This is a genomic window from Bradyrhizobium sp. CCBAU 25360 (genome assembly GCF_028128695.1).
Classification (GTDB): Bacteria; Pseudomonadota; Alphaproteobacteria; order Rhizobiales; family Xanthobacteraceae; genus Bradyrhizobium; species Bradyrhizobium ottawaense.
This window is the reverse complement of the sequence record NZ_LBJA01000042.1, coordinates 97,226-113,203: the sequence shown is the minus strand read 5'-3', so window position 1 is coordinate 113,203 and position 15,978 is coordinate 97,226. Positions and strand designations below refer to the sequence as shown.

Here is a 15,978-nt window from a genome sequence, read left to right as displayed (position 1 = left end):
GGTCAGCGCGCGCGGCGCGAGAAGAACGAGATCAGGACCGGCAGCGTGACGAGGATCACGACCGGCGCCAGCATCATGCCGGTGACGACGACGACCGCGAGCGGCTTCTGCACCTGCGAGCCGATTCCTTCCGACAGCGCCGCCGGCAGCAGCCCGACGCCGGCGACGACGCAGGTCATCAGCACCGGCCGGAGCTGAAGCTCGCCGGTGCGCACCACCGCACTCATGCGGTCCATGCCCTCTTCGATGAGCTGGTTGAACTGCGACAGGATGATGATCCCGTCCATCACGGCGATGCCGAACAGCGCGATGAAGCCGATCGCCGCGGAAACGCTGAATGCCGTGCCCGATATCAAAAGTCCCAGCACGCCGCCGAAGATCGCCATCGGGATCACGCTCATCGCGAGCAGCGTGTCGGTCATCGAGCCGAAATTGAACCAGAGCAGCACGCCGATCAGCGCCAGCGAGATCGGCACCACGATCGACAGCCGCCGGATTGCGTCCTGAAGGTTGCCGAACTCGCCGACCCAGTCCATGTGCGAACCGGGCGGCAGCTGCACCTGCTCGGCAATCTTCTGCTGCGCCTCGCGGATCGCACTGCCGAGGTCGCGCTCGCGCACCGAGAACTTGATCGGCAGATAGCGTTCCTGCTGCTCGCGATAGATGTAGGCCGCGCCCGAGACGAGGCTGATGGTGGCGACCTCGCTCAGGGGAATCTGCGTGACGGTGCCGTTCGGCCCGGGTGCGCCGATGCGCAAATTCTGGATCGCCTCGGCACTCCTGCGGTATTCCGGCGCGAGGCGGACGATGATCGGGAAGTGACGATCGGAGCCGGACTCGTAGAGATCGCCCGCCGTGTCGCCGCCGATCGCGACCTTGATCGTGGCGTTGATGTCGCCCGGCGCAAGGCCGTAGCGCGCGGCCTTGGCGCGGTCGATGTCGATCTGGACGGTCGGTTGGCCGAGCGAGGTGAACACCGCAAGGTCGGTGACGCCCTGCACCGTGGCCAGCACCGACTTGATCTTGTTGGCGGTGTCGGTCAGCGCCTGCAGGTCGCTGCCGAACAGCTTGATCGAGTTCTCGCCCTTCACGCCGGAGACGGCCTCGGAGACGTTGTCCTGGAGATATTGCGAGAAGTTGAACTCGACACCGGGGAAGCGATCGTCGAGCTGCTTGAGCAGTTGCGCGGTCAGCTCTTCCTTGTCGCGGGTCCCGGGCCACTGACTGATCGGTTTGAGCGGCGCGAAGAACTCGGCATTGAAGAAGCCGGCGGCGTCGGTGCCGTCGTCGGGACGGCCGTGCTGAGACACGACGGACTCGACCTCGGGTCGGGCGCGGATCACCTTGCGCATCTCGTTGACGTAGCTGTTGCCTTCCTGGAGCGAGATGGTCGGCGGCAGCGTGGCGCGAATCCAGAGATTGCCCTCTTCCAGCTTCGGCAGGAATTCGAGGCCGAGCATCCGGCTGAGCGCCACCGTCATCAGCACGAGGCCGACCGCACCGCCGAGCACGATGTTGCGGTTGGCGACCGCCCACTGCAGCAACGGCGAGTACAACCGGTGCAGGATCCGCATCACCCTGGTCTCGGTTTCCTCGACATGCGCGGGCAGGATGATCGCGGACAGCGCCGGCGTGACGGTGAAGGTCGCAAGCAGCCCGCCGGCCAGCGCATAGGCATAGGTGCGGGCCATCGGCCCGAAGATGTTGCCCTCGACGCCCGACAGCGTGAACAGCGGCAGGAAGGCCGCGATGATGATCGCCGCGGCGAAGAAGATCGAGCGCGAGACGTCGGCGGCCGCGCTGAGGATGGCGTGGCTCTTCATGCCGAACAGAGTCTCATTGGACATATGTTCGGTCTCGGACATCGGCGTCGTCTGGGTCAGACGGCGGAAGATCGCCTCCACCATGATGACGGTGGCATCGACGATCAGGCCGAAATCGATCGCGCCGACCGACAGCAAATTGGCCGATTCCCCCCGCAGCACCAGGATGATGACGGCGAAGAACAGCGCGAACGGAATGGTGGCGCCGACGATCAGCGCGCTGCGCAGGTCGCCGAGGAAGATCCACTGCAACAGCACGATCAAGAGAATGCCGACCACCATGTTGTGCAGCACGGTGTGGGTGGTGAGCTCGATCAGGTCGCCGCGGTCGTAGATGCGTTCGATGCGCACGCCGGGCGGCAGGATGCTGGAATTGTTGATGGTCTGAACGAGCTGGTGGACACGCTTGATGGTCGGCGAGCTCTGCTCGCCGCGGCGCATCAGGACGATGCCCTGCACGATGTCGTCGGACTCGTCGAGGCCGGCAATGCCGAGGCGCGGCTTCTGGCCGACGGTGACGGTGGCGACGTCCTTGACCAGCACCGGATTGCCGCCGGTCTGCGCCACCATGGTATTGGCGAGATCGTCGATCGACCGGATCAGGCCGACGCCGCGCACGACCGCCGATTGCTGGCCGATATTGACGGTATTGCCGCCGACATTGACGTTGGAATTGCCGACCGCCTGGAGCAATTGCGGCAGCGTCAGACCGTTGGCGACCAGCTTGTTGAAGTCGACCTGGAGCTCATAGGTCTTGCTCTTGCCGCCCCAGCCGGTGACGTCGATGACACCAGGCACGGCGCGGAAGCGGCGCTGCAGGATCCAGTCCTGGATGGTCTTGAGATCGAGCACGCTGTAGTTCGGCGGACCCACGAGACGGTAGCGGAAGATCTCGCCGATCGGGCTGAGCGGCGAGATCTGCGGCTGCACGTTGCCCGGCAGCGGCGCGAGCTGCGCCAGGCGGTTCAATACCTGCTGCAACGCCTCGTCATAGGTGTAGGCGAAGGAGAACTGGAGTTTGACGTCGGAGAGGCCGTAAAGCGAGATCGTGCGGATGGTCGTCAGGTTCTTCAGACCTGCGACCTGGGTCTCGATCGGGATCGTGATGTAGCGCTCGATCTCCTCCGCCGACAGCCCCGGGCTCTGCGTCACGATGTCGACCATCGGCGGGGTCGGATCGGGATAGGCCTCGATGTTGAGCTGGTTGAACGCGATGACGCCGCCGATCAGCACGGCGACGAACATCCCGACCATCAGGAAGCGCCGGTTGACGGCAAGGGCGACGAGACGATCCATCAGGTCTTCAATTTGTCTTCAGTTTTTTGGGTCGTCGATCAGCTGCCGGACGCCGCGCGGTCGATGAACAGGCTGCCTTTGGTGACGATCTGCTCGCCGGGTTTCAGATTGCTGGTGACCTCGACGAGGTTGCCGTTGATGAGGCCGATCTTGATCTGGCGCAGCTCGACCGACTTGTCCTCGCGCGCGACCCAGATGCGGACCTTGTCGGCTTCATAGATCAACGCCTGCTTCGGCACAGCGGGCGCGGCGCGATCGCCGGCCGAGTAGATCGTGACGTTGGCGAACATCTCGGGCTTGAGCAGCCCGTCCTTGTTGTCGATGGTGGCGCGGACCTGCAGGCGGCGGGTGTTGGGGTCGATCGCGGCGGCGACGTAATTGATCTTGGCGGTCAAGGGGCGGCCCGGCAGCGCCATCACGTTGACGGTGATGTCCTGGCCGATGCAGACCGCGGCGGCGTCGCTCTCGCGCACGAAGGCGGTGAGCCAGACCGTGGAGAGATCGCCGACCACGAAGACTGGATCGCTGGCGCCGGAATTGACGTACTGGCCGGGGCCGATCTTGCGCTGCACGACCGTGCCGGAGATCGGCGAATAGATCGTGACTTCCGGATTGATGGCGCCCTTGTCCTGGAACGCCTTGATGGTCTCGTCGGTGAAGCCGAGGATGCGCAGCTTGTTGCGCGCGGCTTCCAGCGCGGTCCCCGAGGAGCGCATGTCGTTGCGCGCCTGAACCTGGGTCGCTTCGGCCTGCTGATAATCCTTCAGCGGAATGGCATGGCCCTCGTAGAGGTCCTTGGCGCGCTTGAACTGGATGTCGGAGAGCTCGAGCGCCGACTTCGCCTTGTTCTGCGAGGTCATCGCCGCGATGAAATCGTTCTGGGCCTGCACGGTGTCGGCGGCCTCGATCGTGAACAGCGGTTGGCCCTGCTTCAGCATCTCACCCGGCTTGGCCAGCAGCTTGGTGACGCGGCCGGCATAGGGCGAGAACACCGGTGTCGAGCGGTCCTCGTCGACGGCGACCTTGCCTTCCGTGACATATTCGGCGCGGAAGGCCTTGGCCTTGACCGGCTCGATCGTCAGCGTCGCCCATTCGGACGGCGTCGGCGTGAAGTTCTGCGCATTCCTGCGCGACTGGCTGGAGATCTCGGAGTGCTTCTTTTCCTTGGACCCGGAAGAGAGGAAGCCGTAGGCACCGGCGCCGACAAGAGCTAGTAGAACTACGGATGTGATCACCCGTTGTTTTGTAAACACCTGCAATCGCTTGGTATTTTCAACTACCATGGAGCCCGGTCGTGTCTGCGACGATCTCGGCAGATGCCTGCCTTATCGGTTGCGCTAATAGTGCCGAATTGGGAGTTCAAACAACCTAAAAAACGCCGGGCGCCTTTCGGTTTGCGTTAAAATTTCGCGACATGTCAGCTTCACGTCAGCTTCGCGCCGGCCACTGTGCCGGATGACTGCCGAGCGGCATTGCCGGACGGCTCCATTGCGCCGGCGTCTTCGACAGCATCGCCGAATGGCGCACCGCCTTCAACATGCCGAAGCCAGATGGCACGCTCTCGATGAACGCAGCATGTACAGCGTCGCCCGTAAGATCCGGGGTGTTCAGTCCGCCATCGAGCCGGCCGAGATTCCAAAGCCAGCGCCCGGTCTGCGCCAGCGACACACGCACGTGCCAGCTGCCGCCTTCGCGGGCCTGACGCGCCTTGGCCATCATCGCGCCGAACGCCATCAGATAGCCGGTGGCGTGATCGAGCATCTGCGCCGGCAATTCCTTGGGGCCATCGAGACCGGCAGCGCGTCCCTCGGCGTGATTGAATCCGGTCGTGGTCTGCACGAGGGAATCGAAGCCGCGCCGCTCGGCCCAGGGGCCGGCGTGGCCATAGGCCGACAGCGTCACATAGACGATGCCGGGATTGATCTGCGCTGCATCCTCGGGCGCAAAGCCGAGGGCGGCGAGCGCGCGCGGGCGATAGCCCTGCGAGAAGATGTCGGCGTCCCGCAACAGTTCGCGCAAATGCGCCCTGCCCGTCTCGCTCTTCAGTTCGATGAAGGTGGTGAGCTTGCCGCGGCCGGTATCGATGGTGAGCCAGGGAATGGCGGGCAGCTCCGGCCCTGACACCAGCAGCACATCCGCACCATGCGCAGCGAGCGTGCGGCCGGCGACGGGGCCCGCGATGACGCGGGAGAGATCGAGCACGCGCAGGCCTGACAACGGACGATCGCCTTTTGGCCACGGCTTTGGCGGGGCCTCACCGATCTTCTCGATCGAGAGCAGCGGCAACTCGGCGAGCGCGCGCGCCTGCGGCAGCGCGGACCATTCGTCGTAGGAGCGCATGAGCGCGACGACGCCGCCCGCGGCGTAAGCCGCAGTCTCGAAATCCTCGTCCCTCCATTGCATCAGCGCGGCCTGCACCTTGTCGCGCTCCGCCTCGCAGCCGAGCACCTTGCAGACGGCGTCGCGATGATGCGGGAAATTGGTGTGGCAGCGAACGAAGCGATTGTCGCCGGTCCTGTAGACGCCGGCGATGGCGTCCCAGGCCGGGGGCGGCGGCTTGTCGTCGAGAAGCAGATAGCGCTCGGAGCGGCATTCGGCAACGGCGTGGCGCATGTCGACGGAGACATCCTGCGTCTGCCCGCTGCGCAGTCGCCAGATCTCCGCGGCGGCGAGGCCGGCCGCGGCGATGGTCGTCTGTCCGGCAATTGCGACGCGGAACGAGGACGGAAGCTGAGGCTCTTCGCCGCTCAGCCGTACGCGTTCGAGCGCTGGTGCATCGCCCCCGGCGGAGGTCCAGATGTCCTTGAGAATGTCGGCAGGGCTTTGCATGGCCGCTTCTCTCCCTTAGTTTTTCAAGCGACCATCCATTAGCCCATAAGGAAATGCAATGGCCGCCATCGACCCCCTTACCGCAGGCGCCGTGTTCATCGCAACGGCGGCCACAGACGCGGTCTATGTCATGTTCACCTCGGCCGTGATCGCGCGAAAACGCGTGCCGGCCGCGAACTGGAGTGCGGTCTGGTACCTGCTCTCCTCCTACGCCGTGATCAGCTACACCGAAAACGCCTTTTACGTTGCCTTCGCCGCGATCGGCTCCTGGGCCGGCGCTTATGCCTCGCTGACCTTCCTGCACCGCCCGCCCGGCGGCCCGCCGGTGGGCGCCGCGCCGGAGTGAGGAGGCCCCACCTCTCTCCACGTCATTGCGAGGAGCTCGCGACAAGATTGCGTGGCAATTTTGTGCTGATGCGACCAAGCCAGTCTATTTCCGCAGATGCATTTCCGGATTGCTTCGCTGCGCCCGCAATGACCATGTGGAGGCTTCTGGGCGTCTTCCGAAACAGCTACACTCCCGCGACCAACAAAAAGGAAACCCAACAATGGATCTCGGTCTCAAAGGCAAGAACGCCATCGTGCTCGGCGGCACGCGCGGCATCGGGCGGGCGATTGCGGAGACGCTCGCCGGTGAAGGCACCAATGTCGCGGTGTGCGCGCGCAATGCAGATCAGGTTGCGGCTACCGTTGCCGAGCTGAAGGCGAAGGGCGCCAACGCCACCGGCGGCCCGGTCGACGTGACCGACGGCGCAGCGCTGAAATCCTGGATCGAGGGTGCCGCAAAAGAGCTCGGCGGCGTCGACCTGTTGTTCTCCAACGCCGGCGCGATGGCGCAAGGCCACGATCCCGCATCGTGGGAGCAGAACTTCCGGCTCGACCTGCTTGGCGCCGTGCACGCGTTCGACGCCGCGCGGCCGTTCCTCGAAGCGAGCGGCGAGAGAAGCGGCGACGCCGCCTTCGTCATCATCTCCTCGATCTCGGCGGCGCAGGCGGACACGGCCAGTTCCTACGGCCCGATCAAGGCGGCGCTGATCCACATGGCCAAGGGGCTGGCGCGGCAATATGCAAAGAAGAAGATCCGCGTGAATGTCGTGTCGCCCGGCACGGTCTATTTCAAGGGCGGCGTCTGGGAGATGGTCGAGAAGAACATGCCCGAGCGTTACGCCGACGCGATGAAGCGCAATCCGACCGGCCGGATGGCCACGCCGCAGGAAATCGCGAGCGCCGCGGTGTTTCTGGCAAGCCCGGTGTCGGGGTTCACGACGGGATCGAATCTCGTCGTGGACGGCGCGATCTCGAACCGGGTGAATTTTTAAGGCGCGACGTCATCATCGAGGAACTCGTAGGGTAAACAAAGCAAAGCGTGCCCACGTCTTCGCGACGAGCCGCAAAAGGAGGTGGGCACGGCGCTTACGCGCCTTTGCCCACCCGCCGTGCGTGTGGCAGCACTTCGCCCCACCCCTCAATGAAAATCCCGCGATGGCGGCAGGATGCGGACGTTGCGGGGGTGGCGGATTTTCTGTGCCGGCATGTCCGCAAGCGCGCGGGAGTCTTCGTTGAGCGGCTCGACCACGGTGGCACCTGCCGGCACCGGATGCTTGCGGCTCAGCGCGTCGTTGGCGAGGCCGACCAGATCATGCGAGCGATCGATCATGCGTTGGGCGATGAGATGCGTCACCTTCTCGGGACTGCTCTGGATATAGCCTTCGACCAGGATGAGGCGCGCGCCCATGACTTCTTTCCGGTACTGCTCCATGATCTTGGGCCACACCACGACATTGGCGATGCCGGTTTCGTCCTCCAGCGTCATGAACACGACGCCGCTGGCGCTGCCCGGCCGTTGCCGCACCAGCACCACGCCGGCGCAGCGGACGCGGCGACGCTCGTTCTCGTGACTGATATCCTTGCAGGCGACGACGCGCTCGCGCGAAAACATTTCGCGCAAGAATTCCATCGGGTGCCCCTTCAGCGATAGCCGGATGGTCTGGTAGTCCGCGACCACCTGCTCGGAACGCGGCATCACCGGCAGCGGTTGCGCGTGCTCGTCCGGCTGCTCGCGCGCGGTCGCCGCCTCGAACAGCGGCAGCGGCACGTGGTCGGGCAGCCGCCGCACCTGCCACAGCGCCTCGCGGCGGTCGAGCCCGAGCGAGCGAAACGCGTCGGCATCGGCCAGCAGGATCAGCGCGCGCTTGGGCAGGCCGGTGTCGCGGGCGAAATCCTCCAGCGAGGTAAAGGGGCGGCGGTTGCGGGCGGCGATGATGCGGTCGCCCCAGTCTTCCTGAGTGACATAGACCTTGCCTTGCCGCTTCGCCTGCTCCTTCTTGAGGGCCTCCTCATCGGGATCGAGCCAGTGGAAGCCGTCGATCTGGCGAAAGCCAAGGCGGACGGCACAATACCTGCCGTCAGTATTCTCCAGCGTGTTCTGCGCAAAACTACAGGACACGTCGATGTCGCGCACCTCGACGCCGTTCTTGCGGGCGTCGCTGACGATCTGTGCGGGCGCATAAAAGCCCATCGGCTGCGAGTTCAGGAGGCCACAGCAGAAAGCGTCGGGGTGATGATATTTCAGCCATGACGAGATGTAGACGAACTGGGCGAAGCTCGCGGCGTGGCTCTCCGGGAAACCGTAGGAGCCGAAGCCCTTGATCTGGTCAAAGCAGCTTCTGGCAAAATTGGCATCGTAACCGCGCGCGACCATGTTGCCGATCAGCTTCTCCTCGTATTGGCCAATGGTGCCGACATTGCGGAAGGTCGCCATCGAGCGGCGCAGGCCGTTGGCTTCCTCGGACGTGAATTTTGCCGCCTCGATCGCGATGCGCATGGCCTGCTCCTGGAACAGAGGCACGCCCTTCGTCTTGTGCAGCACCTTGTAGAGTTCGTCCGCGGGACCATGCTCGGGCGATGGCGAGGGATAGGTCACCTTCTCCAGGCCGTTCCGCCGACGCAAATACGGATGCACCATGTCGCCCTGGATCGGACCCGGCCGCACGATCGCGACTTCGATGACGAGGTCGTAGAAGGTCCGCGGCTTCAGGCGCGGCAGCATGTTCATCTGGGCGCGGCTCTCGACCTGGAACACGCCGAGCGATTCCCCATCACACAGCATGTCGTAAACCTTGGGATCGTCCTGTGGAACGCTCGCCAGCACAAAACGCTCGCCTTTGTGGTCTGCGATCAGATCAAAACATTTCCGGATGCAGGTCAGCATGCCCAGCGCGAGCACGTCGACCTTCATCATGTTGAGCGCGTCGACGTCGTCCTTGTCCCACTCGATGAAGGTGCGGTCGTCCATCGCCGCGTTGCCGATGGGGACATAGGTGTCGAGCCGGTCCTGCGTCAGCACATAACCGCCGACATGCTGGGAGAGATGGCGGGGGAATTCGATCAGCTCGGTTGCAAGCTCGACCGCAAGGTTGATCATGGGATTTTGCGGATCGAGCCCGGCCTGCCTGACCTGCATGTCGTTGAGGCCCTTGCCCCAACTGCCCCAGACGGTGTCGGCGAGCGCGGCGGTGACGTCCTCGGTCAGGCCCAGCGCCTTGCCGACGTCGCGGATGGCGCTGCGCGGGCGATAGTGGATGACCGTTGCGATGATCGCGGCACGATGGCGGCCGTAGCGGCGATAGACATATTGCATCACCTCCTCGCGCCGGGAATGCTCGAAATCGACGTCGATGTCAGGCGGCTCCAGCCGCTCCTTGGAGATGAAGCGCTCGAACAACAGATCGACCTTGGTCGGATCGACCGAGGTGATGCCGAGCACGTAGCACACGGCCGAGTTCGCTGCCGACCCCCGCCCCTGGCACAGGATGCTCTGGCTGCGCGCGTAATGCACGATGTCGTGCACGGTGAGGAAATAATGCGCGTATTTCAGCTCGGCGATCAGCGCGAGTTCTTTGTTCAACGTCGCGCGCAGCTTGTCGTCAATGTTCTCGATGCCGCCAAAGTATTTATCGACGCCCGCCCAGGTCAAATCCTCCAGATGTCCTTGCGCGGTCTTGCCCGGCGGCACCGGCTCATCCGGATACTGGTATTTGAGCTGGTCGAGCGAGAAGTCGATCTTCCCCGCAAAACGCATGGTCTCCGCGATCGCCTCGGGGACATCGCGGAACAGCCGCGCCATCTCCCTAGGTGTTTTCAGAAAACGCTCGGCGTTGGCTTCCAGACTCCTCCCGACCGCCTCGATCGTGGTCTTTTCCCGGATGCAGGTCAGCACGTCCTGAAGCGGACGGCGGCCGGGATCGTGATAGAGCACTTCGTTGGTCGCGAGCAGCGGCACTTTTGCTTTGGCCGCGAGGTCATCGAGCCGTGCCAGGCGGCGCCGGTCGTCGCCGCGATAGATCAGGCTCGCTGCCAGCCACACGCCCTCGGCGCGGCTCGCCCTCAGCTTTGCAAGCACATCCAGCGCCTGCGCCGGCTCGAAGCGATGCGGCAACGTCAGGACCAAAAGCTGCCCCTCGGAGAATTCCAGGAGATCGGCGAAGGTGAGACGGCACTCGCCCTTCTCGATCCGCGTGATGTCGTCGCCGCGCTTGCCTTTGGTCAGGAGCTGGCACAGCCGGCCATAGGCGGCGCGGTCGCGCGGGTAGACAAAAATGTCGGGCGTGCCGTCGATGAAGACGATGCGCGCACCGATCAGCAGTTTCGGCTTGTGCAGCACCTTGTCATTGTGGAGCTCATTCCAGGCCCGCACCACGCCGGCGAGCGTGTTGTGGTCGGCGATTCCGATCGCGGGAATGCCGAGCTTGCTCGCCTGATGCACATAGGCGCGCGGATCCGAGCCGCCGCGCAGGAAGGAGAAATTGGTGGTGATGCCGATCTCGGCATAAGCGGGGCTATTCATGCGAAGAGACCGTGCACATACCAGCCGGGAGAAGCAGGCTCGCCGTCGCCGTCGAACACCTCCCCCTCGTAAAGTCCGTCGCGAAAAATCCAGAAGCGCAGGCCTTCGGCATCCTCGATGCGAAAGTAATCCCGGGTCAGCTGCTTGCCGTCCTGCCGCCACCATTCCATCGCGATACGCTCGGGTCCTTCCACCCGCACCACGGCATGCAGCGCGCGGCGCCAGGTGAACTGATGCGGCGGACCATCCGGCACGGCCGCGAACGGCACCTTGATCGGCTCCGGCTTGTCGAACAGCCTTAAGGGACGCAGCGGCGGCTCGCTTTCGGTCCGTGCCGGCCATTCGGCCTGCATGGCGGCGGCGAGATGATGCTGCGCCGGGGCGGCCAGCACCGCACATTCGGGGATATGGGTATCCTCAGGCAGGTGCACGACGACGCGCTTTCCGCCGATGCGCGCGGCAATGCGGTCGATCAGGGCGGCAAGCTCGTCATTGTCGTGGACATGGGCGTCGAGATCGCGCTGCTCCTGCACCACGATCTCGGTGCGGCTCGCCGACAGGCGCACCATGTCGAAGCCGAAGCCGGGATCGAGGGGATCGGCGAGCGCATCGAGACGCTCGCGGAACAGACGGTCGATCACCGCGCTTCGCGTCACCGGACGTCCGGTCTCGACCATGATCGCGCGCACCACGCCGTCGGTGCGGAAGAACGCGGCTTCCAGCCGGCGCGCGCCCTTGCCCTGCTTCTCCATGGAGGCAATCAGCGTGTCCGCCAGCCGCGACAGCGTCATCGCGATCATGGTGTCGGTCGCGATCGGCTCGGCGAAACGCTTCTCCACGATATAATCAGGCAGCGGTTTTCGCGGATTGATCGGCGCATCGCCCTGCCCCAGCGCATGCGCCAGCAGCGTGGAGAACCGCGCTCCGAACCGCGCCGTGATCTCGCTCGGCGAGCGCGTGGCGACGTCGCCGATGGTCTTGAGGCCGGCGCGGCGCAGGCCGGTGGTGATGGCCTCACCCGCACCGAGCGCGGACACCAGAAACCGGCTGATCGCCTCCGCCTCGCCGCCATCGGCAACGATGGTGCCCATGGTCTGCCGCGTCAGCGTGCGCGCGCAGACCGAGGTGCCGGCGATTGCCGCGCTGACGGCAAAGCCTTGTCGGCCGAGCGCCCGAACCAGCGCTTGCAACAGCGCAGCCTCGCCGCCGAACAGATGCGCACAGCCGGTGATGTCGAGGAACAGCCCGTGCGGCGGATCGAGCGCGACCAGCGGCGTGAAGCGGTCGCACCAGTCGGCGATGTCGCTAAGCGTCTTCGCATCGGCCGCGACATCGGCGTCGAACACGCGCAAATCCGGGCACATCGCCCGCGCATTGGCGAGCGGCTGACCTACGTACAGGCCGAGACGCTCGGCAGCCTCGTCCAGCGCATGGATCACCAGCGCATTGTTGTCCTTGATGACGACGATGCTCGGCTCATTATTGGTTTTACCCAGCCCGGAGCTGTTGAAGAACCGCTGGATCCGGTCGATGGGCAGGCGTGGCAGCCACAGGCTGAGAATACGTCGACGGTTCACTGAACTGGCACTCATCACAATTCCATTCCATGATCCACCGGCCGCAGGGGCCATGACGATTACGCAAGAGTTCGGCATCGAAGCGCGGCGCGCCCCATGCGTCCCACACCGACCCCGGCGGCGAATGCGCCGCGCGCAGCATCCACCTGGTCTCCGCGGTCGAAGGCAGCGGCTGCGCCGCCATCCGCAGCATCAGGCCGGTGACGCCGGAGCCTTGCGCGGCCAGCGTCAGCTTGCGGCTCGCCACGAGATCGAACTGCCTGGTTTCGCCCCAGAGCTCGAGCACGATGGCGCCCAGCGCATCGCAGGCGAGCGCATCGGCCGAGGTACGCAGCGCGCTCTCGACATCGGCGGCGCGCACCATCACCACGCGGCGCGGATCGAGGCCGAGCTCGGCGAGCCCGCTCATCGACAGCGCACCGGCCTCTATCTCTGAAAAATCCTGCCGTACCCACAGCAGCGGCCGCTGCGCCGAGACGCGCCCGGCAAGCCCCATGACGAAGCCGGTCGCGGCCGTCCCCTGAGACCCAGTGCAAAACACCTCGTGGATCGCCGCGCGCGCGAGCCCGCCCTTCAGCGCGTTGTCGGCTTCGCTGTGACCGAGCGCGACGCGATCGTGCGGATGCACGACCGTCGCCGTCTCGATGCGCTCGATCTGGCCGCGCAAGGTCGCAAGCGCGCTTGTCCGTGCGCCGCTCATGCTCGCCGCTCCTTCAGGGGTGATTGCCGATGGCTCTCAAAAAGAGAACCAGCGACTGGCTCATTTGTTCATGATATGTTCTAATATAAAGCTAACGGCGCGTAGAGAGTCAATCGAATTGGCGCGCAAGCGGATTCATGAGCTGAATCAAAGGGATTCCAAGATGGACGTACAACGCAAGCTGGAAATCCTGGCGGACGCCGCCAAATACGACGCGTCCTGCGCCTCCAGCGGCACGGAGAAGCGGGATTCCAGCGACGGCAAGGGCATGGGGTCGACCGCGCCCGGCATGGGCATCTGCCATTCCTATGCGCCGGATGGACGCTGCATCTCGCTGCTCAAGGTGCTGCTGACCAACGCCTGCAATTACGATTGCCTCTATTGCGTCAACCGCGCCTCCTCCAACGTGCCGCGCGCCCGCTTCACCATCGACGAATTGGTCAAGCTCACGCTCGACTTCTACCGGCGCAATTACATCGAGGGTCTGTTTCTCTCCTCCGGCATCATCCGCAGCCCCGACTACACCATGGAGCAGGTCGTGAGCGTCGCGCGAAAGCTGCGCGAGGAGCATCACTTCCGCGGCTATATCCATCTCAAGACCATTCCCGAGGCCGACGATGCGCTGATCGCGGAAGCCGGCAAATATGCCGATCGTCTCTCCATCAACATCGAGATGCCCGAGGAAACGAGCCTGCAGCAATTCGCGCCGGAGAAGGACGTGCGCGCGATCCGCCGCACCATGGGCCGGCTGCGGCTGAAGCTGGACGAGGCCGAGGAAGGCCGCAGCGCGAAGACCAAGGCAAAGCCGCAGCGCTTCGCGCCGGCGGGCCAAAGCACGCAGATGATCGTCGGTGCTGATGCAGCCTCCGACCACACCATTCTCCACACCAGCGCCAATCTCTACGGCGCCTACCGTCTGCGGCGCGTCTACTACTCCGCCTTCAGCCCGATCCCCGACGCCAGCCGCGCCTTGCCTCTGGTGCAGCCGCCGCTGCTGCGCGAGCACCGGCTCTACCAGGCCGACTGGCTGATGCGATTCTACGGTTTCGACGTTGCGGAGATCGTCGACGACAGCGCGATGCTGCCGCTCGACATCGATCCGAAGCTGGCCTGGGCGCTGCGTCATCGCGACCGCTTCCCGCTCGACGTCAACCGCGCCAGCCGCGAGGAGCTGCTGCGCGTGCCGGGCTTCGGCACCAAGGCGGTCGAGCGCATCATTGCAACACGGCGCACCACCACGATCCGCCTCGCCGATCTCGCCCGCCTGCACGTGCCCCGCAACAAGGCGCTGCCGTTCATCGTCCTCAGCGATCACCGGCCCTCGCCGCACCGTCTCGATGCCGCGGGGCTGATCGAACGGTTCAAGCCGAAAGCAACGCAACTGGGATTTGGCTTCTGATGCAGTACATCACCCTCGACACCGAAACCGATTTCGACGGCTGGCGCAAAGCCGCGCGCAGCCTCGTGCTTCATCACGTGCAGCCCACCGATGTCACCTGGACCGTGCAGGGCGGCGAGGCGGAGTTGTTCGCGCCGCAAGCACCGTCTCCGATCCTCGAGGCGAACGAAGGCACCTTCAACGTATCAGGCAAATTCGTCGAGCTAGCCCAGGCCGCAATCCTGCACCGCGATATCCAGCGCTTTGCGATCCTCTATCGCCTGCTCTGGCGGCTGAAGGACAACCACGATCTCATCGAGGTCGCGACCGACCCTGACGTCGCGCAGGTCACGGCGATGGCTCGCGCGGTCCATCGCGACGAGCACAAGATGCACGCCTTCGTCCGCTTCCGCGAGATCGGACGCGAGCGCGCAGCGCATTACGTCGCCTGGTTCGAGCCGGAGCATCACATCGTCGAGCTCGCCGCCCCGTTCTTCGCAAGACGCTTTGCCGACATGCCCTGGTCGATCCTGACGCCGGACCTCTGCGCACATTGGGACGGCCACGCGCTCGCGTTCACGCCGGGCGTCAGCAAGAGCGAAGCACCGCGCGAAGACCGGCTGGAGGAGACCTGGCGGCGCTATTACGCCAGCATCTTCAATCCGGCCCGGCTCAAGGTGAAGGCGATGCAGGCCGAGATGCCGAAGAAATATTGGAGGAACCTGCCCGAGGCCTCGATCATTAAGCCCTTGATCGAGGACGCCGAACGCATGACCGGCGCCATGATCGCCAATGCCGCAACCGATCCGCACAAGCCTCAGAAGCGGCCGGAGGCTCCGATGAAACGCAAGCCAGCTGCCGACGATCTCGAAGCGCTCCGCGCGGAGGCCGCGCATTGCCGCGCCTGCCATCTCTACAAGGACGCGACCCAGACCGTGTTCGGCGAGGGCCCGAGATCCGCCAACATCATGCTGGTCGGCGAGCAGCCCGGCGACAAGGAAGACCTCGCCGGCCATCCCTTCGTCGGCCCGGCCGGCCAGATGCTCGACCGTGCGCTGGAGGAGGCCGGTGTCGACCGCAAGAAGGTCTATGTCACCAACGCAGTAAAGCACTTCAAATTCGTGCCGCGCGGAAAGATCCGCCTGCACCAGAAGCCGAATACGCCGGAGATCAAAGCGTGCCGGCAATGGTTCGAACGGGAAGTTTCGGCAATCCAGCCTGATCTGATCGTGGCGATGGGCGCCACCGCCGCGCAAAGCGTGTTCGGCAAGATCACTCCCATCAGCAAGACCCGCGGCCGGCTCATCGACCTTCCCGACGGACGCAAGGCTTTGGTGACGGTGCACCCGTCCTATCTGCTGCGGCTGCCCGATCCGGAAGCCAAGGTTCTGGAATATCAGCGCTTTGTCGACGATTTGAAGATCGTGGCCGGCTTGCAGAAGAAAGCCGCGCGGGCCGCCTAAATACTGGCAGGAAAACGGTTTTCAACCGCCGCTTGTCATCCAGCCTTCAAATCCATCGCGGACAAT

10 protein-coding genes are annotated in these 15,978 nt (G+C 64.6%); 4 read left to right on the top strand and 6 right to left on the bottom strand.

The window, feature by feature from the left end:
• Positions 1 to 2 precede the first annotated feature (2 nt).
• The 3 genes from XH81_RS24675 to XH81_RS24665 form a co-directional block, all read right to left on the bottom strand.
• Positions 3 to 3,119 (bottom strand): efflux RND transporter permease subunit, encoded by a 3,117-nt coding sequence (locus tag XH81_RS24675; protein WP_028143190.1) that lies wholly within the window; start codon positions 3,117 to 3,119, stop codon positions 3 to 5.
• Between the two features lie 38 nt (positions 3,120 to 3,157).
• A complete protein-coding gene (locus tag XH81_RS24670) occupies positions 3,158 to 4,402 on the bottom strand; it encodes an efflux RND transporter periplasmic adaptor subunit (RefSeq protein ID WP_028143191.1) in 1,245 nt (414 codons plus the stop codon).
• A 145-nt stretch (positions 4,403 to 4,547) separates the two neighbouring features.
• Positions 4,548 to 5,948, bottom strand: a complete 1,401-nt coding sequence (locus XH81_RS24665; RefSeq protein ID WP_028143192.1) for a CoA transferase — start codon at positions 5,946 to 5,948, stop codon at positions 4,548 to 4,550.
• 58 nt (positions 5,949 to 6,006) lie between these two features.
• Between XH81_RS24665 and XH81_RS24660 the strand changes: the two genes are divergently transcribed.
• Together XH81_RS24660 and XH81_RS24655 are read left to right on the top strand one after the other, a co-directional pair.
• The gene (locus XH81_RS24660; RefSeq protein WP_008136644.1) at positions 6,007 to 6,294 is read left to right on the top strand and encodes a hypothetical protein; all 288 of its coding nucleotides are present in this window, start codon (positions 6,007 to 6,009) and stop codon (positions 6,292 to 6,294) included.
• A gap of 202 nt (positions 6,295 to 6,496) precedes the next feature.
• A complete protein-coding gene (locus XH81_RS24655) occupies positions 6,497 to 7,267 on the top strand; it encodes an SDR family NAD(P)-dependent oxidoreductase (protein ID WP_028143193.1) in 771 nt (256 codons plus the stop codon).
• A 146-nt stretch (positions 7,268 to 7,413) separates the two neighbouring features.
• On the opposite strand, the gene XH81_RS24650 is transcribed toward XH81_RS24655, so the two are convergent.
• Genes XH81_RS24650 through XH81_RS24640 form a run of 3 tightly spaced genes read right to left on the bottom strand, consistent with a single transcriptional unit; the run spans position 7,414 to position 13,071 of the window.
• The gene (locus XH81_RS24650; protein WP_271596399.1) at positions 7,414 to 10,794 is read right to left on the bottom strand and encodes an error-prone DNA polymerase; all 3,381 of its coding nucleotides are present in this window, start codon (positions 10,792 to 10,794) and stop codon (positions 7,414 to 7,416) included.
• On the bottom strand, positions 10,791 to 12,386 hold the full coding sequence (locus XH81_RS24645) for a Y-family DNA polymerase (protein ID WP_049801718.1): 1,596 nt from the start codon (positions 12,384 to 12,386) through the stop codon (positions 10,791 to 10,793). Before XH81_RS24645 ends, XH81_RS24650 begins: the two co-directional genes overlap by 4 nt.
• Positions 12,283 to 13,071: an ImuA family protein gene (locus tag XH81_RS24640; protein ID WP_028143196.1), complete on the bottom strand. Its 789-nt coding sequence runs from the start codon at positions 13,069 to 13,071 to the stop codon at positions 12,283 to 12,285. The genes XH81_RS24645 and XH81_RS24640 overlap by 104 nt, the downstream gene beginning before the upstream one ends.
• 163 nt (positions 13,072 to 13,234) lie before the next feature.
• Here XH81_RS24640 and XH81_RS24635 point away from each other — a divergent pair, with 163 nt between their 5' ends.
• Positions 13,235 to 14,470 carry a putative DNA modification/repair radical SAM protein gene (locus tag XH81_RS24635; RefSeq protein ID WP_028143197.1) on the top strand — a complete coding sequence of 412 codons (1,236 nt, stop codon included), beginning with the start codon at positions 13,235 to 13,237 and terminating at the stop codon, positions 14,468 to 14,470.
• Complete coding sequence (locus XH81_RS24630; RefSeq protein ID WP_028143198.1) at positions 14,470 to 15,912, top strand: UdgX family uracil-DNA binding protein; 1,443 nt, start codon at positions 14,470 to 14,472, stop codon at positions 15,910 to 15,912. The genes XH81_RS24635 and XH81_RS24630 overlap by 1 nt, the downstream gene beginning before the upstream one ends.
• Positions 15,913 to 15,978: the final 66 nt, after the last annotated feature.